15 protein-coding genes and 2 CRISPR repeat arrays (1 of these 17 only partly in view) are annotated in these 18,599 nt (G+C 23.7%); of the genes, 1 reads left to right on the forward strand and 14 read right to left on the reverse strand.

The features are described from left to right. Positions 1-120: direct repeats of the CRISPR family, unit length 36 nt; unit sequence GTTTAATACCTATACGAAATTACATCATACTCAAAC; it begins 642 nt to the left of the window's first position. A gap of 59 nt (positions 121-179) precedes the next feature. The 6 genes from csn2 to EQF90_RS04850 form a co-directional block, all read right to left on the reverse strand. After that, the gene (gene csn2 / locus EQF90_RS04825; protein ID WP_134711655.1) at positions 180-827 is read right to left on the reverse strand and encodes a type II-A CRISPR-associated protein Csn2; all 648 of its coding nucleotides are present in this window, start codon (positions 825-827) and stop codon (positions 180-182) included. Beyond that, positions 824-1,129 (reverse strand): CRISPR-associated endonuclease Cas2, encoded by a 306-nt coding sequence (gene cas2 / locus EQF90_RS04830; RefSeq protein WP_134711654.1) that lies wholly within the window; start codon positions 1,127-1,129, stop codon positions 824-826. The genes csn2 and cas2 (EQF90_RS04830) overlap by 4 nt, the downstream gene beginning before the upstream one ends. A gap of 4 nt (positions 1,130-1,133) precedes the next feature. Next, on the reverse strand, positions 1,134-2,006 hold the full coding sequence (gene cas1 / locus EQF90_RS04835; RefSeq protein WP_134711653.1) for a type II CRISPR-associated endonuclease Cas1: 873 nt from the start codon (positions 2,004-2,006) through the stop codon (positions 1,134-1,136). Further along, on the reverse strand, positions 2,006-6,040 hold the full coding sequence (gene cas9, locus EQF90_RS04840) for a type II CRISPR RNA-guided endonuclease Cas9 (protein ID WP_134711652.1): 4,035 nt from the start codon (positions 6,038-6,040) through the stop codon (positions 2,006-2,008). Before cas9 ends, cas1 (EQF90_RS04835) begins: the two co-directional genes overlap by 1 nt. A gap of 371 nt (positions 6,041-6,411) precedes the next feature. Then, positions 6,412-7,092, reverse strand: coding sequence for an ABC transporter ATP-binding protein (locus tag EQF90_RS04845; protein WP_134711651.1), 681 nt, complete (start codon positions 7,090-7,092; stop codon positions 6,412-6,414). A gap of 9 nt (positions 7,093-7,101) precedes the next feature. Then, complete coding sequence (locus EQF90_RS04850) at positions 7,102-8,229, reverse strand: ABC transporter permease (protein ID WP_134711650.1); 1,128 nt, start codon at positions 8,227-8,229, stop codon at positions 7,102-7,104. Between the two features lie 109 nt (positions 8,230-8,338). On the opposite strand from EQF90_RS04850, the gene EQF90_RS04855 reads away from it, so the two are divergent. Beyond that, on the forward strand, positions 8,339-8,767 hold the full coding sequence (locus EQF90_RS04855) for a MarR family winged helix-turn-helix transcriptional regulator (protein WP_134711649.1): 429 nt from the start codon (positions 8,339-8,341) through the stop codon (positions 8,765-8,767). Between the two features lie 326 nt (positions 8,768-9,093). Here the strand turns inward: EQF90_RS04855 and EQF90_RS04860 are convergent, their stop codons facing one another. The 8 genes from EQF90_RS04860 to EQF90_RS04895 all read right to left on the reverse strand — a co-directional run bounded on the left by EQF90_RS04860 (position 9,094) and on the right by EQF90_RS04895 (position 18,596). Continuing rightward, on the reverse strand, positions 9,094-9,345 hold the full coding sequence (locus tag EQF90_RS04860) for a hypothetical protein (protein ID WP_134711648.1): 252 nt from the start codon (positions 9,343-9,345) through the stop codon (positions 9,094-9,096). 62 nt (positions 9,346-9,407) lie between these two features. Continuing rightward, a complete protein-coding gene (locus tag EQF90_RS04865; protein ID WP_167554112.1) occupies positions 9,408-9,779 on the reverse strand; it encodes a phage minor head protein in 372 nt (123 codons plus the stop codon). Between the two features lie 325 nt (positions 9,780-10,104). Next, positions 10,105-11,161: direct repeats of the CRISPR family, unit length 36 nt; unit sequence ATCTACAATAGTAGAAATTATTATGTATTCTTAAAG. A 129-nt stretch (positions 11,162-11,290) separates the two neighbouring features. Next, the gene (gene cas2 / locus EQF90_RS04870) at positions 11,291-11,560 is read right to left on the reverse strand and encodes a CRISPR-associated endonuclease Cas2 (protein ID WP_134711646.1); all 270 of its coding nucleotides are present in this window, start codon (positions 11,558-11,560) and stop codon (positions 11,291-11,293) included. Between the two features lie 7 nt (positions 11,561-11,567). Then, positions 11,568-12,398, reverse strand: coding sequence for a type V CRISPR-associated endonuclease Cas1 (cas1, locus tag EQF90_RS04875; protein ID WP_134711645.1), 831 nt, complete (start codon positions 12,396-12,398; stop codon positions 11,568-11,570). Beyond that, positions 12,371-12,532, reverse strand: coding sequence for a hypothetical protein (locus EQF90_RS04880; protein ID WP_167554111.1), 162 nt, complete (start codon positions 12,530-12,532; stop codon positions 12,371-12,373). Before EQF90_RS04880 ends, cas1 (EQF90_RS04875) begins: the two co-directional genes overlap by 28 nt. After that, a complete protein-coding gene (cas4, locus tag EQF90_RS04885) occupies positions 12,522-13,082 on the reverse strand; it encodes a type V CRISPR-associated protein Cas4 (RefSeq protein ID WP_134711644.1) in 561 nt (186 codons plus the stop codon). The genes EQF90_RS04880 and cas4 overlap by 11 nt, the downstream gene beginning before the upstream one ends. Before the next feature lie 35 nt (positions 13,083-13,117). Beyond that, positions 13,118-17,065, reverse strand: coding sequence for a type V CRISPR-associated protein Cas12a/Cpf1 (gene cas12a, locus EQF90_RS04890; protein ID WP_167604087.1), 3,948 nt, complete (start codon positions 17,063-17,065; stop codon positions 13,118-13,120). Positions 17,066-18,011: 946 nt separating this feature from the next. Continuing rightward, positions 18,012-18,596: an MptD family putative ECF transporter S component gene (locus EQF90_RS04895; protein WP_330167151.1), complete on the reverse strand. Its 585-nt coding sequence runs from the start codon at positions 18,594-18,596 to the stop codon at positions 18,012-18,014. Between the last annotated feature and the right edge of the window lie 3 nt (positions 18,597-18,599).

Here is an 18,599-nt window from a genome sequence, read left to right on the forward strand (position 1 = left end):
AAATTTATAATGTTAATTGTTTAATACCTATACGAAATTACATCATACTCAAACACATGTTTATTACTTCATCAATTTCCATTTGTTTAATACCTATACGAAATTACATCATACTCAAACCTCAAATCCATGAGTGGTATCGACTCCATCACAAGTGGTAATCTCATATATGGTATAAATTATAAAATTCTACACAAATCATTATCAAATAAAATTTGATTTTTTATAATTTTATTATTCATATATATCTTATCATAATTTATAATCAAAATATTATTTTTCATTATAAAATCAAATAATAGATTAAACTCTTCATTACTCAAAAATTGTGTTAAATTTATAAATATAAAAATATCTACTCCAAAAACTTCTAAATACAATTTTAAATAATTAATCAAATTTTCAATATATGAACTATATTCATTATTTATTTTGATTCCAAAAGATTTTAATATATATGTAAAATCTACTTCATCATCTATTTCCAATGGTATTTCATATTCAAATATCAAATCTGAAATAAAGTTTTTTAACATTATATTATTTTGATAGTATTTATCTAAAAATATTTCACTTTTTGATAATAAAAATAAATCTTTAATTATTTTATTAATTATTTTCTTATCTTCAAAATTAAAGGTAGTAATATTTTCAATAAATTCAAAATTATTTATAATTTTTTCTTCTTCATATATATTTATATATTCATTATTTTTTATTCCTTCTATAACTTTTCTAAATTCATGTAAATTTTCTATAGTTATATTATAAAAATTTCCGTAATCAAGCAAATATGGTTCATTTAATAAATTATAAACTAAATTCATAACAAAATTACTCCTTTATCACTATCAATAATATCTGAACGTTTTACTCCTATTACATATTCCATAGATTGATATTGTTTTTCAGTAATAGCTATGAATTGAATCAAGCCTTCTTTTGGTTTATTCTTATATATCCTATCCTTTATAGTTCTTAAAGTAGTTTGGTTTAATAGTAATTTACAGTATACTGATTCCTGCATCATAAAAAAACCTTCTTTTATCAAAAATTTTCTAAAATTTCTATATTCTTTTTTATCTTCTAATGTTATATTAGGTAAATCAAAAAATAATAATATTCTCATAAATCTATAACTCATAATCAATAAACTTTATTAAACTTATATCTCCTGTTTCTATAGCTTCAAATAAACTCTTACAATATACTGTAATCGAGTTTAAGAAAGTATAATTTATTCCTTCAATTTTTACATTTTTTTCTAAAATATTTAATACTACACTCTTTTCAAATTTATCAAATTTTTGTGGCATATATTCAAAAACTACATTATCAACAATTGGACGTAAAATTTCCATGAAATCACTCGCCAAATTATAATAATTAAATTGATTATCATGAAATATTCCTAATTGAGTTAAATATCCCATTGAAACTATTTCTCTAGTAAAAATCGACAATAAAATTGAGTAACCAAAATTTAACATAGCATTTATAGGATGATCCATTCCCCTTGAAAAATCCTTACCAAATAATGTATTAAAATATACTTTAGCCGCATGTCCTTCTCTATTTGAAATATCTCCTAATTCTACTTCATCTATATATTTAGTTAATAAATTGTATGAATCATTATCTATAAATGATAGTACTCTTGCTTGATTAAATATTTTAAATTTAACCACTTCAGCCCATACTTTTTCTTTATTTTGTTTTTTCCATTTTATTTGTTTTTTTATACTAGCTACACAATTAAACTTATTATAATAATTAATAATTTCCCCAATAGGACAATGATCACTTCCAGAAAAAATTATTTTTACTTTATTTTCAATTAAAGACTCAATTAATGCAGTTGTAATTGAAACAGTTGTTGATTCAATAATTAATATAGCTATTTCAGGAATATGTATTTTATAAATTTCCTCTTTTCTAACAATCATATTATTTAATTTCAAGTCGAGTTTAGCTCGACCTGAAATTAAAACTGTTCTCCATCCCATTAGTTTATCCTTATTCTTTTTTCAAAAGCACCTGTAATTGATTTATTAATAATATAAATTTCATTTTTTAATTTTTGTGGAATTCTAGCCTTTCCCATATGTTTTCCTAATCCTATTGAACTTAAATCAGCTAATTGTAAAGTTTTATTGGTCAATTTAATTAAATTAACTAATAAATGACAATTATTTATATAATTATCTTTATTCAAATTATCAATATCAAATTTAGGCACATTAAGTCTTTTTGAGTATATTGAATGATCCAATTTTCTCTTGATAAGTCTTATATAATTTAAAATCATATACTTATCTTCCTCGTCAAATAAATCTGTTTTATATTCATTATATTTATTAAATTTATTGATTAATAATTTTATAACATAAGTATCATTTAATTTCCAGAACATTTGCATATTTGGCTCTAAGCTAAGCTGTTTATCAGTTTTGCCACTAATCAAATATCTAAATCCATTAAGTTCTATCTCTGTTTTATATTTAATTTTATCAATTATAATATTAGGTTTATCTAAACCTAATATAGAATCACAATAATTGATTAATTCACTTTTATTATTTTTAATTTTATTTGCAATATAAATCGGAACCATTTCTATACTTCTTACAATCTCATTCCTTACTACATGTTCAACTAAAAAGAAATAAGCTCCACTTATACTTTTATATCCACCATATTTAGTTACATCACATAGTCTTTCATTTTTCTTTAATGGTAAATATGAAGTTCCTTTCTTAATGTCATCTTTAGATACAATTGTTGCATTAAATAATTCTCCCTTTTGTTCAAAAGAATCGTTACTAAATAATACAGATGGTTTATTCAAAGTATCAATTATTTTTTTCTTGCCTTCAGCAACATCCCATATTTTTTCACCTTTGGAAAATTGGTCCCTTTTAAAAATATGTTTTATAGAATAATCTAATAAATTTTCTTTTCTATTATTTTTAATAAAATTCATAGGGTTTGATGTGAATTTTTTATTCCATACATCTCCGACAATAATATTTAAGAATGCATCATGAGCATGGTGTAAATCATTTAATTCTCTACACTTTAGAACTTCAAAATCTTTTCTTAATTCACTTGTTAATTCAGCTTTTACAGTAATTACTTTTGAATTAATATAATATTTTTCAAAAAGTTCTTTTACAACTTTTGTAGACTGTCTAGTTTCTACCAATTGTCTATTAATAAATCCTGCTAGCTCTTCATTTGTCAATTCTTGATTTCTATTTAATCTATCATATTTCTCTTTAGAAATAAGACCATTTTTTAGTAATCTATACCAATAATTTTTTATTTCTTCATTATTTCTAATTGAAGATGGTATTGGATATTTATCTCCTTTTACTGTTTGATTTAAATTTCTTTTTACTAAAACTAAATTATTTATAATTGAATCATCTTTTTTTAATTTTCTTGGAATAATATGATCTAAATCATACATATTTTTATCATAAATATCTTCTAAATCAATTTTTTCTCCAGAATACATGCATCTTCCCATTTGAGTAAAATATAAATATAACGCTCTATTTCTAAAATCAATATCATTAAAATTTTCTAATTCATTATATAATTTTCCATTTTCTTTTTTAATAGATTTATATAAATTCAATAATTGTGTTTTTCTTGAATCTTTTCTTTCTGGTTTTTCATCTTTTGATCTAGCTATTTCAATAAATATTTTATCGGGTTCTTTCCCTAATACTTTAATCAATTCTTTATTTATGTTAATAACTTGCCATATCATTTTCTTTACAGATGGAGATACATATAATGAATCGATTACACTATAATCTAAATTTTTAGGTAAGTTAGCTTGTCTAAGTTTATTTATCTTCGAAATAAAATCATAATTACCACTTAATATTTGCATAAAATTATCATTATTTTCTCTCATGTAATAAGTAATCGTCCCAATTTGACCTGTTTCTAGTTCAGTTCCTTCTAGTCCATTTAATAATTTTTTAGAAAATCTTCCCCAGTCTTTATACTTTTTAGAGACTATTTCTTTCAGTTGTTTTTCACTTAAATTAGGATACTTTTCTCCAATTTTTTTAATTAATAATTTTATATTACCCGTATGAATAGTAATTTGTTCAATTATATCTTCAACCATATTTATATTAAAATTATCACCTAATATATTTTTAAATTCTACATAAGAGCTCATATTTGCCTTAAGTTCAGTATCAATTCCCGTAAAATTTATTTCATTTGTTTTTTCTATATAATTATTTATAATTAAAAAATTCCTTATTTTTTTTAAAGTCACTTTAGAATATTTTTTATATAATTCGTCAATTATCTTTTTCTTTACATCAACTTGTAATGGTTGATTATTAATTTTAAGATTATTTAATTCATTTAACACCATATACTCTTGATAAAGCAAAGATGATTTAGGTAAAACTTTCTCATTAGGTAAATAAGTACATTCATTAATCATTCTTTTTATAAATTCTTCTTCAGATTTATGTAAATCAACTACAGTTTCAAAATTCCAAGGCCTAATTTTTTCATTTTTATATTCTTCATTTTTAACTATCCAAGCATTTCCACCTTTATTTTTATGATAGTCATTTAATGGTCCTACATAATATGGAATCCTAAATTTAAATATCTTTTCAATCTTTTCAGCCCTAGTAAATCCATCTTCTTTTACTTCAAAAGATGGATAATCTAATAGTAAATTTTCTATTATTTTTCTTAGCTCAATTAAATGAACTTGATGAGGTATTACCGAATTAGTTGAAACGATTTGTTTTAATAGGAATTGCTCATTTTCAATTTTTGAAATAATATATAAATAATCTTTATCATTATTATCTACAATTTTATTTAATTCTTTTTTTATATAATTTGTGAAATCTTCATAACTACATTTTTTTACAGGAAATATTCTTTTTTTATTATTATAATAGCCTAAATATGCTACATATCCTTTTTCATTAGATTTATCTCTAAAAATTTGATTATAAACTTTATTATCTGAATCATATTTTCTTATTAAATTTTTTAATAATTTTAAATCATTTTGATGGTTATTATAGGATTCAACTTTTGCATCAGATAAATATTTATGACCTTTTAGTATATCTTTTAATAAAATGAAATCATATATTGCTTTTAAATTAATAATTAATTCATATTTATATCCTAATAAATTTTCAAAATATTCTAAATTTTCTTGATATTTTTCATCAGAAAGTTCAAAATCAGTTTTTTTATCTTCTTCTACTTTCACTTTTATTTCATCATCATTAAATATATCCTTTACCTTAACTTTTCCTGATATTACAAGAGTAAAAATACTATTTAGTATTTTTATTTTAGTTTTATCTGATTTGTAATTAGGTATAATATTTTTTACTTTATTTTTCTTATCAGTCTTTTTTAATGAATTATCTAACAAGACAGTAAATATTTCATTATAAAAATCTTCATCTAAATTTATATCTAATTCTTCATTAATTATATTCATTAAATTATATAGATATGGTTTGTAATCCGTTATATTATTTAATTCACCATCAATAAGGAAATGCCCCCTCTTCTTCATCATTTGATTAATTGCCAAAAAATATAACCTTATATCTTTTTTTTCAGAATGTTCTATTAAATCTTTTCTTAAATGAAAAATTGTTTTATATTTTTTAAAATATTCTTTATCAGTAAAATTCAAGTCATCAAACAATGAGTATTTTCCATTTATTTTTTTATCCTCTTCCCAATACTTACTTTCATCTAACCTCAAATAAAAATTTTTGTCTACTTTACTAATTTCTTCTTCGAAAATTTCCCTTAATAATTGGAGTCTCATTCGTTTCCTATCGTTACGCCTTTTTGAAGATCTAAAACCTCTTCTTTCTGCTGCCGTTTTAGCTTCAGAAAATAATCTTACACCCCATAAATCTTTACCTTTTTTTCTTATAAGGTTATAAACTTCATCAGTAACTGCCCATCCTACAGAATTTGTTCCAATATCTAATCCTAAGTAATATTTTCCCATTATTCCTCCTAATATAATAAAAACTTGACAAATAAAATTTTTTTTGAAATAATGTATACATAATCTTGTTAATACCTATACGAGATTACATCATGAGTTCAAATAAAAATTTATTCGAATCGCCCGCAGGGCTTGCATTGGCAAACTAAACAAATCTACGGATTTGTTTTTTTATTTTAAATACATTTCAAAAAACGTATATCATATTTATTATATAATATTCATTTATTTTTATCAATATAAATCTTTGCTCTCTTACCATAATATTCTTTATTTGTAACTTTAGCATATAATAATTTTTTTGCATACATTTTAAAGAGAAAAGATTATATTATCACTTTTAATAAATAACCTATTTCTATATTTTTTAATTATTCAATAAACTCTTCACTCATTTTACCATCAACAATTTTAAAAACTCTATCACAATGCTTTAAAAGTCTATTATCGTGAGTTACCATTATAGTTGTTCTATTTGAGTCTTCTGTAATTTCTTTTAGAATTTTTACTACATCCATTGCCCTATTTGTATCTAAGCTTGCTGTAGGCTCATCTGCTAATATTAAATTTGGCTCTGGGTATAAAGCTCTAGCAATAGCTGCTCTTTGTCTTTCACCACCAGATAAATCACCCGGATATTGATCTTTTCTATTGTAAATTCCAAATTTTTCCATTATTGATTTTGCTTTTTCCTTATTGTGTTTCGTTTTATTAAACTTATCAACTAACTCAAATTGTTCAGAAATTTTTAAAAATGGTACTAGATTTGAAGCTTGCAATATAAACCCAATTTTATCAAATCTTAAACTATTTCTATCTTTTTCATTCAATTCACTAATATCTTGTCCATTGAAAAATATTTTTCCATTTGTTGGCTTTTGTAATCCACCCATCATTGTAAGAAGTGTAGATTTTCCTGAACCTGATGGCCCAATTATAGCTACTAATTCTCCAGAATTAACTGAAAATGACGTTTCCTTTAATGCTTCTATTTTATCATTTCCATCTTGAAATTCTTTATTTACTTTTTCAAATCTTATTATTTCGCTCATTATTAACTCCTAATCTAACACTTCTAATGGATCAACTTTTGTTACACCTCTTACAGAAAATATTGCACCAACAAGTGAAATTACAACTATTATCAACGCTATTAATCCGTAAAATGTATAATTTGATTTAAATGGAACAGTCTTAGGTAAAAATATTTCTGAAACCAGATTTAATCCTAATCCAATTAATACACCTATCACACTTACTAAAAAAGTCTGATGAATTACAGATTTAGAAATATATAAGTTTGATATCCCCTGTACTTTCATTATTCCAAATGTTTGTTTCTTTTGCATTGTTATAATATACATAAAGACACCTAGTACTATAGTAGATATTAGTATTAGAAATCCTATCATTAGTCCAAATGTAAGTACTTGAGCTAAATATCCAGGAATCTCATTTATGAATTCGTCAATGCTTATTACATCATATTTTTCATTAGTTTTTAAATCATTTTCACCATGAACAATTATACCAGCAATTCTCTCAGGAATATTTTTCGTAGCACCCGAAGTTGCATCAGTTTTATCATCATTTGATTCAGCATCATGTTTTACAAAACTTAAAATGTTTGGTGATGATTCATTTAATTCTGTATAAATAACTGAAGAAACATTGTATTTTGATTCTTTTGTAAATCCAACTATTTCATACTCTCTATCATTCATACTTATTAATAGTTTGTCTCCAATTTCAAGTTTTTCTTCATCTTTAAGTGAAATTGAAGCTAGAACTTGATCTTTATTTTCAGGTTTTTTTCCTTCTATTATTTCAGGATAAGCCTTAGAATCTTGATTTAGTCCAATCATAGCAATGTTAATTGTATTTTCTTTAGATTCATTTGAATTTTTATATGCTACAACTCTTGCCAAATTTATTGGTGAAATATCATAATTCTTTAAATCGTCAAGTGCCTTCTTATCCATCATTGATGCTGATAAATTTGAATTTGTACCTGATTTTAATACAATTTTATTTGCATTCCACATTTCTACAGCTGTCACATTGTCTTTTGCAAGTCCATATGCTAAGCCAGTTAAGAAGAAAACTAGATATGAAATTAATACTACAATACATATAATTAAAACAAATCTACTTTTCTCTTTTTTCATTTCTTTTATTGCTAAAAACATTATCTCTCCTTATTAATTTTATATAATATATCACATATTATATATTAAGGAGTTGTATTTTACAACTATTAATGTTAGGATATATTTATAAAAAATTTATGAGGTATTTATGGATTTTATATGTTTTATTAATATGTTTTATAGATATGGCAAAAAACTTTTAGAAGAAATGTTGTCAGATAAAAATTTAAATATGCAAGAATTAATAGTACTTTTAGTTATTAATGAATCAAAAGGGATTTTCCAAAGTAAATTGCTAAATTTTACCGCTCTGGATAAAGGAAATTTCTCAAAATTTTTAAGACAACTTGAAAATAAGGATTTGATTTATAGAGTTGCAAGTGAAGAAATGATTGGACAAAATATGTGTTATCTTACTAAAAATGGTAAAAAATTAATTCCTCATTTAAAAGACACTCTTGATAAATGGCAAAATTCACTTTTAGAAAACATAGAAAATGAAAAGGTTGAAAATTTTAATAAAGTATCTAAGTCAATTTCTGAAAATCTTATTGAAAAATTAAAAATAAAATGGTAAGACACTTTATTATCACAAAACTCCATCATTTTCAATCTTTCCTTTCATGGCAGGCTTTACAAAATATTTTCCCATTTATCATATTCTTCCCATATCTGGATATTTGATATTTTACTTATTTGCTTCTTCCCTGATTTTTATAAAAACAAGTAAAGGTTCTTATCTTATGTTTTTTGTATATCTTTACGGTACTTTTTGATATATAATGATAATCTCTCAAGTAACAATTGTCGGGAAATCATATATGTTAAAAGAACATATTTTTACAAAGGAGGATTAATATTTTGTACATTTTTATATAATCACTTTGGTACATTTTGGTATTGTCATTTACAATTATATTCCGTATAATATTTTTTGAAGTTAAAATCTTTTGATTTTTCTAAATATAATATATCTCCGTTATGTTTCACAATTCCCATTAATTTCGTTTTAGGATGGGTTGCAAAATATGCTAAATCTTTATTTGAGAAAAATTCATTGTTAGGATGATTATGTAATACGTATTTATAATCAAAGCTTCCCAAATCTAATTCGCTTTCGGTACCATAAATTTTTTCTTCAAATCCATTAAACATGAATGCTATCTCCATTGAATTATTAGAATCTCTAGCTTCGATTAATAATTCCTTATTAAATTTTACAGAGCGTCATTTTCAGCTTGATTTAAATTATCAACATTAGGTCCATTTAAATTGTTCACAACGTTATCATTAATCGGATAAATCTTATCCCCATGTCCACGTGAAATATGATTATTCTTTCCTTCAATCATCCTCATTAACTCATCTTCACTATCATAATCCAAACCTTCAAGCATATCGCTTAAATGCGAACGACAATAAGGATGAAGCGGTGGAGCATTTACTCCGATTTTAATTTTATCAATAGGAATAATTCTTTGGCCGTGTTCCCTGCATATTTTTGAAGTCCTTTTATCAAGTGTGGCTTCAAACTTTTTAGCAAGTATTCCACGTCTTTTACTATCATCTAATTCTGCTGTATTTACCACGTATGATGTTAATATTCAAGTTCATGTTGCTCTCGCATTTAATTCTAGTTTATCAGTCCACTTTCTATCGCATTTATTTTATATTTTTCAGATATTTCCTATCCTAATTTTCCCTTGTATACCTTAATCCATACAATACAAGACTTCTTCTGTTTTTTTTTTTAAACATTACCATTGTTAAAAACTTTAATATTTTTCTTGTTTAGATATAGATTTATCATTCAATTATTTCATTCGTTCGTCTATCTAAGATTTAACTCCTTGATTTTTTTACGATATTTTTATGTATTATTAAAGAAACAGGAATGGGAAGCGGCGACTTCAAATCTACAATAGTAGAAATTATTATGTATTCTTAAAGGCTTTTATGGGATAAGGATAGCTCGAACAATCTACAATAGTAGAAATTATTATGTATTCTTAAAGAGATGATACCAAAATTTAGAGCGTGGGAATCTACAATAGTAGAAATTATTATGTATTCTTAAAGAGATGATACCAAAATTTAGAGCGTGGGAATCTACAATAGTAGAAATTATTATGTATTCTTAAAGAGATGATACCAAAATTTAGAGCGTGGGAATCTACAATAGTAGAAATTATTATGTATTCTTAAAGGTTTGACTTCTTCAACCGAATTGTCGCATCTACAATAGTAGAAATTATTATGTATTCTTAAAGAAGTATTTTGAATATTGCCATATAGTCATCTACAATAGTAGAAATTATTATGTATTCTTAAAGTGAAAAAAATATAGGTATTGCAACAGTTATCTACAATAGTAGAAATTATTATGTATTCTTAAAGAATATAGGAGAAAATTTTGAAGAAACATCTACAATAGTAGAAATTATTATGTATTCTTAAAGGAAATCAAAGTGTATTTGCCAAACTTCGATCTACAATAGTAGAAATTATTATGTATTCTTAAAGGACCGCTGTAAATGATTTTTACACACAATATCTACAATAGTAGAAATTATTATGTATTCTTAAAGTTATATAGATTAGGCTCTTCCACAGAAATCTACAATAGTAGAAATTATTATGTATTCTTAAAGAAAATAAATGAAAAATATTTTAAAATCGATCTACAATAGTAGAAATTATTATGTATTCTTAAAGCGCCATTATTCTCGATATTGTGTCAATTAATCTACAATAGTAGAAATTATTATGTATTCTTAAAGATTGATTTTTATACCCTAATCGACTAGCATCTACAATAGTAGAAATTATTATGTATTCTTAAAGAGCTATAAGAGGAAGTTTGAAAACCGCAATCTACAATAGTAGAAATTATTATGTATTCTTAAAGATAATAACAGCCCAGTATCATTTGTACATCTACAATAGTAGAAATTATTATGTATTCTTAAAGAGCTAATGCATATATATTCAATAAAAGTGCTCTTATTGTCACTAAAGTTAGTATTGAAACGCATAAACTCTTATTTTTCGAATACATTTTTGAAATCCTTTAAGAATATTAAAAATTAAGTTATAGGTTTTACACTATTATTATATCATCATTTTCATGAATTGGATAGCCATAATTAATAATACTATCTTTATCTACTTTATATATCATTACACTATCAGATTCCTTAAATAATTTTTTGAATTTATTCTCAATATCCGATTTGACTAAGTTTAATATCCTCTCTGAATTTTTCACACAAAATATTGAATATTGTATTCTGTATCCATATTTACTTAAATATTTAGAGAATTTAGTTCTAACCTTATCATCTTTTATGTCATAGCTAACAAAAATCATAATTTACCTACTTATATTTATATATCGGAAATTTTGATATATCTTTATTTTTCATAAATGCTCTATAATAATTTTGTATATACAAAAACATTTCTTCTCTATTATCAAGTATTGCTTTCATCAAATAGCCAACATATTTCTTAGATTCTTTATAATTTAATGTTACTTGAAAATTTCTTATAGTAAAATCATTTGTATCTATCATATTTAAATTATTCATTTTAACAATCTGATAATCAATTATTGGTCTAAATGGTTCAACCATATCACAAACTAATGATTTTCTTTTATAAAATATTTTATGATAAACACCTATATATGAATCAAAACCAAAACATTTCAATAAAGCCTCTATATATGTAAATAATAAAGTATATCCTAAATCCATTAAACAATTATTTATGTCATGTTTAACTCTAGGTCTTCTTCCATGCCAATTCTGACCTACAAATAACGTAGAAAAATATAATCTTGATGCTGATCCTTCAATTCCTAATAATGATTTATCATCTTTAACATTATCAATTTTTAAGTAATATTCATATAATTTCATTTTAACATTTGTAAATATTATTCTATCTAAATCAGACTTTTTTAATGCTAAAATTTGATTATCAATTTTATTTTTCACAAAATATTTTGCAATTTCAAAATTATTTTTGTTATAATACTGTCTTTGTCTTAAAATAGTATTCCCTTCTAAAGGTATACAAAATGATTCTATAATCCGAAAAGAATGTGAAAATAAAAATATTGAATAACCAAATTTTTTTGCCCTTTTTATTAATGGAGTAGTGATATTATAATTCCCTACAATCCATAAAAAAAAATTCGATATCCTGTGCTTTGATGAATAATCTCTCCATTTCTATCTTCAACAATTAAATTATCATTCTGAATTCTAAATTTTTCACCTTTATTTGTAAATACTATAATAATTTTCTTAAACATATAATCATTTCTACTTAACATCTATCCCTCCGCATAGAGGATTGTAAATACAATTTTTACACTTTTGAATATTCGTTTGATTAAAATTCAAATAATCAAAATTATTTATTTCATTTATCACTGATTCAAATTTTTCAAACATTTCTTTATCTTCATATGGTAACTTAATTTTATAATGCTTATGATCATCTATACTGTATACTTCGATAGAATTAATTTTAAAACCCATTTCTAATAAAGAAAAGTATTGTGCATAAGTTTGAAATACATAACCATCAAATATTTGTTTTACTTTTTTCTTTCTTTCAACTAATTTCCCCTCATCAATGTAAAATGTATCTAACTTACCTACAAGATTATATTTTTCACAATATAAAGATGTTCCTTGTAATACATTTTTTCTACTAGAATATCTATTTTCATCAACTGCAGAATGTGCGTAACTTCCATTAGTTTGAAATGTACTTTTATATATACTATCATCAAAATCAATATAATATGAATGAAAATAAAGTGACATAGGGCAAAATATAAAATCATTAAGTTCAGCAAAAGTTATTAATTGTTCCATAATATTTGAGGGAGGTAAAACCTCCCTTCTCCTTTCTAACTTATAATAAAATCAATCCAATCTTCATTTTTAATTTTTAAATCAACTTTTGAATCATCAGAGTTACTTATTCTTTCTATTAGTAATAATCCTTTTCTTGCAATATTAAATGCCCCATTAGCATCTCCATTATCAGGAAGTTTAAGGTTTTTAATAGCAACATCATTGGAATTATAATAATTTCCATTCTCATCTGCAACAGGAGATATAATATAATCTTGGATATTATCATGGTTTCTTAATTGAACACTATACTTAAACGCATCAAAAACAACCTTTAATAATTTTATTTTCTTAGAATCGTTTATTTTATCAATTAAAGAAATTATATCTTTATCTTTATCTTCAAAATTAATTCCAAGTTCTATTAATTTATTTTTAAGAATCTCTGTAGGTTTAACATAAAAATATTCCTTCTTTTTGGAATTATAACTTATTCTTTCTCCCCTTGTTGATACTATCCATTTTTTAGATTTTTTATTTTTGAATGATACAAAATTAAATTTTTCAAAATTTTTATAATCAAAAATGAATTTAAAATCTAAATCTTCATTATCAAAATATATATTCTTAAATCCCTTAATAAATTCCTCATACTTAGTAGTATTAATAGAGTTTAATCTAAATAAATTTGTGAAACCAGTCACAGGGTCTATTACAGAAGTATATGCAGCAGGTAAATAGAATACTATACCATTTTGTCCTTGTAAATCTTGATACGAATCAACTGGATAACATGCTTGTATTGGATTTAATATTCCTGAAGGTTCTAAATTTTTTCCTTCATCATAGGTTTCCTTAAATGATAAAGCAGAAAGTTTGTTCATTAATGCTAGTTCAAATTTTTGATAAACTTGTCTCTCTACTTTGAATCTACCACGTTTAAAACCTTGATTAAGATTTTCCAAAATAACAATAGCTTCATAATCTATTATTAATTTACTCAATTTATGAACAACATGACTTAAGTAACCATCTTTCAGTTCTTTAATTTTATTTATATTTGTCCAATTTTTTCTAGCTCTATCTCTATCTTCTTCTCTTGTTCTAAGTTTATCTTGATAATCAACTTCTACTATAGAATTATCAAATCTATTTTGATTTAGAGTATTCAATGAACCTTGTTCAACAATGTTACCTTCTAAATCAATAACAGAGTAATAAAGTAAATGTCTCTCTCCTCTATCAATACCAATAATATGTTTTATTTCTCTATCTTTTATCATATTTTGTACAATCGAATTTACATTTTGATTAGATTTTAGGTCCCAATTAAACGTAATTGGAACATGGAAGAAAAACTGTGATTCAGAGTATCTTCTATCTTTTATTATGTCAAATCTCGCTTCTTTATAATTTAATACATCTTTGTTAAATAATGTTATTGCCTTATCACTTAAATCTTTTCTACCGATTTTTTTATTTAAATATCTATAGCATTCATGATAAATATTTTCTGGAATAGTATTTCCATCTTTATCAATTTTATTTAATAAGATGCTACCTTCTTTATGAATAATTGGCTTCTTTTCTAATTTTTTTCTGTAAAATATTTCTGCCTGTCCATTTAATTTTAGTTTTCTAGCCTTTAAATTTTCATCACTAAACATAGATAACCAATATAATGTGTGTAAGTTTTTCTTACCCTTACTTTCAGGACTAAAGTCTTTATTATAAATTTGGAAAAGCAATAATTTTCCGTCTTCAACTGCTTTATTTACTAAATCTTCATTTATAGTATCAAAATCTAAACTATACCCATAAGAATCAACATCTGCATAGAATTGATCCAATTTATCATAGTATTTTGCTTCTTTTAATTTAGAATAATCAAAATCTTGAGTTCCTTGATATTTATTTAAAAATTTCTTACAGAAAGTTATCCATTGATTCAATGCATTTCTATATCCTACTTTATCATCTGTATTTCTTAAATAATCTATTTGATATTTCTTTTTCCCATCAACTAGATTATTCTGTAATTCATACAATTCTTTTGATATCTCTAATCGACCTACAAACTGATTAGATAAATAAATAGATTTATCTTCTCCATTTTCAAAATGATTCTTGACTTCTTTTTTAGAAATAGAACATTTAGGGATCATTTTTGCAGCGTCAGGAAATAGATTATATTTCATTATTTCATAACAATTTTCTAAAAAATTAGTTATATTATTATCTAAAAGTTTATTATCTTCAAGTATACCTAAATAATAATTTCCATCTTTTCTTAAAATTATACTTCTATTATCAGATATTTTACTTTCACTCCAGCCATCTGCTAAAGTTGGAAAATCAAAATTAATTTTTATTTTTTCTTTGTCTGAATATTTTCTAGTCAAATAATTTCTTGTCAAATTATATAATTGAATTATATTATAATCTGAAATAACTTCATTTAGTAATGGATAAAATGCTTCATCTAAATCCAATTCATCATTATTTATTAATAGTAATTTCCATTTATGATATTCTTCTAAATGTTTTTCTAAATATTCTTTAATAGCCTCTAATTTCATTGGACTACCATAAATCGGTGTTTCAACTTTTAGTCTTTCAATAATATTAATTTTAAACTTTTCCAATAAAACATTAAAAACATCAATTTCTTCATATCCTTCCACAGAACTAACAAGTTCTTGAATTTCCATTAAAGTTAAATATCCTTTTGCTTTACTAGTTTCATCTAATTCGATGTATTTTTTATATTTTTTCTTTTCTTCTTTTGTACCTTCTGTAATTTTTAAAGAATATCCTCTTCTAATTACATCCCATTGTCCAAAGAGCATTTGAGAAAATTTTTGTGTATTTCTAGCATCTATATAAATATCTTCACTGTTTGCTGTTCTTAAGGAATTATACAAATTTTCTAATTGTACAAATATCGATGGGGAAACTTCAGTAGATTCAAAAAATGAAACATTAAATTTATTTATCCTATCTACTAAGTCATTATCATCTTCAATTTGATCAATTAAAAATGATGTTGATTCTGAGTATTCTAATATTTGCTTCCTCAATTTAGTTAATACACCTAATTTAATATTTTTTGTATAAGGATTTCTTCTTAATTGTTGCTGAGTAAGATTTAATATTTCATTAATTCCCTGAACTTTTTCGCCATTTTCTTTTGTAAATCCTCCTCGTATTGCTTGATATGTATCTATTCCTTTTTGAGTTATAACATAATTAAATCCATTAGGGTTAAAAAAATCTTTAATTGATTTATCAATACTCATAATTCCTTCGGATTTTAAATTTTTTTCCAAATTATCTAATTTGTCTTCTAAATATTTAATATTTTTATTAAATACTTGTATATTTTTATAAAAATACACAAAGTTTTCATTTACAACCCTAAATGGTATACCTGTTGCAATATCTTTATCAGTAAAAATATTTTTTCTTGCTTCCCAAAAATTACTTAATCTAGTCGTAAATTTGTTATATAAATTAATGCCATTAAAATATTCTTTATTATAAATATTGGTGGTTTCAACAAATTTTGGTAAAATTTCTAAGATAAACTCTTTCTTAAATAATTTTCCATATAACTCTTTATTTTTTTTTACAATATCTTTAGAGAATTTTTCTCCATTTTTATCCAACTCTCCTGATAAAATATTTAATAATATTTTTCTATATTCTGACTGAATAGTTGTTAAATTTTTTTTAGATTCTTTATCAGTGGAATTTAAAAGTTCATGTGCATAATATAATTTTATCCAGTCTAAATTTAAATCAGTTAACCTATTTCTAATATATTGTCTGTAATAATCATCTGCAATATTTTTTAAAATCGGATAAAAATTATTACGCTCAAAATCTTTATCTAATTTACCTAATTTTTCTAAATTTTCAAGTGTTTTCCCTACTGGTTTAAGCCTAAATCTAAGAGTTTTAGAAATAGATGCTATATTTGTAAGTCTTTCAAAAGACATTATTTTCTCCTTTATAATTTTATTTAACATTTACACGATTTTAATTTTAAAAAAAGAATTTATTTATAGTAGAAATTATATTATGTTAATATTTTATCAAATTATGCAAGTGTTATAATAATATTATAACAATTAAATATAAAAATTCAAATATGTATTATGCTATCTTTGAAAATAGTATTTTTCATAAAAAAGAAGCGATTAACAAATAATAGCATTCTAAACTATCTTTATCTACTTTAGTAGAAATTTTACAATTAATTATAACATAATTTATTATTAAATTTATAATTATATTTATATAATCACTTTTAATAAATAACCTATTTCTATATTTTTTAATTATTAAATAAACTCTTCACTCATTTTCCCACCAACAATCTTGAAAACTCTATCACAATATTTTAAAAGTCTGTTATCATGGAATTGCATTATAGTTTTTCTATTTGATTCTTCTGTAATCTCTTTTAGATTTTTTACTACATCTATCGCCCTATTTGTATCTAAGCTTGCTGTAGGTTCATCTGCTAATATTAATTATATTTTATTTAAAATCATTTGCATTTTTATACACAACAACTCTTGATAAGTTTATTGATGAAATATCATAATTTCTAAAGTCATCTAGTGCATTTTTAGCCATCATTGATGATAACAAATTTAAATTTGTTCTTGACTTAAGGACAATTCACTTTTAAAAAATATAAAAAATGAAAGGTTGAAAATTTTAATTATGTATCTAAGTTAATTTCAGAAAATATTATAGAACAGTTAACGAGAAAATGGTAAGACACTGTTATTTGTCTTACCATTATTAAAACATATTTATTATAATCTAAATATATTAACCTTTAAGTAATTTTATCTATATGTATTTTCTATATAAATATACTTTTAGTTAACTTAAATTTTATTTTTTAACTGAATTTGTGAAAATATTTAATTCTTAAATCACTCCTGCTTTCTCAAAATGTTTTTTGAGTATCCTTGTTGCAACAAATGCTCCTATGCAAGCAAGAACAAAAGTTATCAAGCCAAAACCTACTGCCCACGAAACTTTGAAATAAGATAATGCTTCTTTTATTTGTGCTTCACTCATTTTCCATTTTGATGCTCTTTCCACAAAAGAAGCTGTTCCGAATAAAATCACAGGAATTACTGTTCCTAAAAAATCTGCTAATGCAAATATCCCATATCCAATAATCATTCGTCCCTTGCTCTCATAATTTCCTATAATCAAATCACATATAATTCCACCGATTACAGCAAAGACTGCATGCGGCAAATGTCCTCCTGACAATGCAATTAAACCAAGAAGCGTTCCTGATATTGTAAATACGCCCTTCTTTTTAACTTTCAAAGCCATAAGGATATAAACGGTAGCAGCTACCATAAAGCTAACTCCTGAAGCAATAAATCCTCCAATAACTGTTGTTGCCATAGCAAAGCTGGCTGCCATGTATATCACAATTCCAATTGCATTAAAAATTCCGATTGTAATAAAATCACGACCATTCAATTTGTTTTTCATAAA

This window comes from Helcococcus ovis, from assembly GCF_004524775.2.
Lineage (GTDB): Bacteria > Bacillota > Clostridia > Tissierellales > Peptoniphilaceae > Helcococcus > Helcococcus ovis.

Excerpts from the sequence above, each read along its gene's own strand:
- csn2 (WP_134711655.1), bottom strand. The coding sequence starts at position 827 with ATGAATTTAGTTTATAATTTATTAAATGAACCATATTTGCTTGATTAC.
- cas2 (WP_134711654.1), bottom strand. The coding sequence starts at position 1,129 with ATGAGAATATTATTATTTTTTGATTTACCTAATATAACATTAGAAGAT.
- cas1 (WP_134711653.1), bottom strand. The coding sequence starts at position 2,006 with ATGGGATGGAGAACAGTTTTAATTTCAGGTCGAGCTAAACTCGACTTG.
- cas9 (WP_134711652.1), bottom strand. The coding sequence starts at position 6,040 with ATGGGAAAATATTACTTAGGATTAGATATTGGAACAAATTCTGTAGGA.
- EQF90_RS04845 (WP_134711651.1), bottom strand. The coding sequence starts at position 7,092 with ATGAGCGAAATAATAAGATTTGAAAAAGTAAATAAAGAATTTCAAGAT.
- EQF90_RS04850 (WP_134711650.1), bottom strand. The coding sequence starts at position 8,229 with ATGTTTTTAGCAATAAAAGAAATGAAAAAAGAGAAAAGTAGATTTGTT.
- EQF90_RS04855 (WP_134711649.1), top strand. The coding sequence starts at position 8,339 with ATGGATTTTATATGTTTTATTAATATGTTTTATAGATATGGCAAAAAA.
- EQF90_RS04860 (WP_134711648.1), bottom strand. The coding sequence starts at position 9,345 with ATGTTTAATGGATTTGAAGAAAAAATTTATGGTACCGAAAGCGAATTA.
- cas2 (WP_134711646.1), bottom strand. The coding sequence starts at position 11,560 with ATGATTTTTGTTAGCTATGACATAAAAGATGATAAGGTTAGAACTAAA.
- EQF90_RS04880 (WP_167554111.1), bottom strand. The coding sequence starts at position 12,532 with ATGTTAAGTAGAAATGATTATATGTTTAAGAAAATTATTATAGTATTT.
- cas4 (WP_134711644.1), bottom strand. The coding sequence starts at position 13,082 with ATGGAACAATTAATAACTTTTGCTGAACTTAATGATTTTATATTTTGC.
- cas12a (WP_167604087.1), bottom strand. The coding sequence starts at position 17,065 with ATGTCTTTTGAAAGACTTACAAATATAGCATCTATTTCTAAAACTCTT.
- EQF90_RS04895 (WP_330167151.1), bottom strand. The coding sequence starts at position 18,596 with ATGAAAAACAAATTGAATGGTCGTGATTTTATTACAATCGGAATTTTT.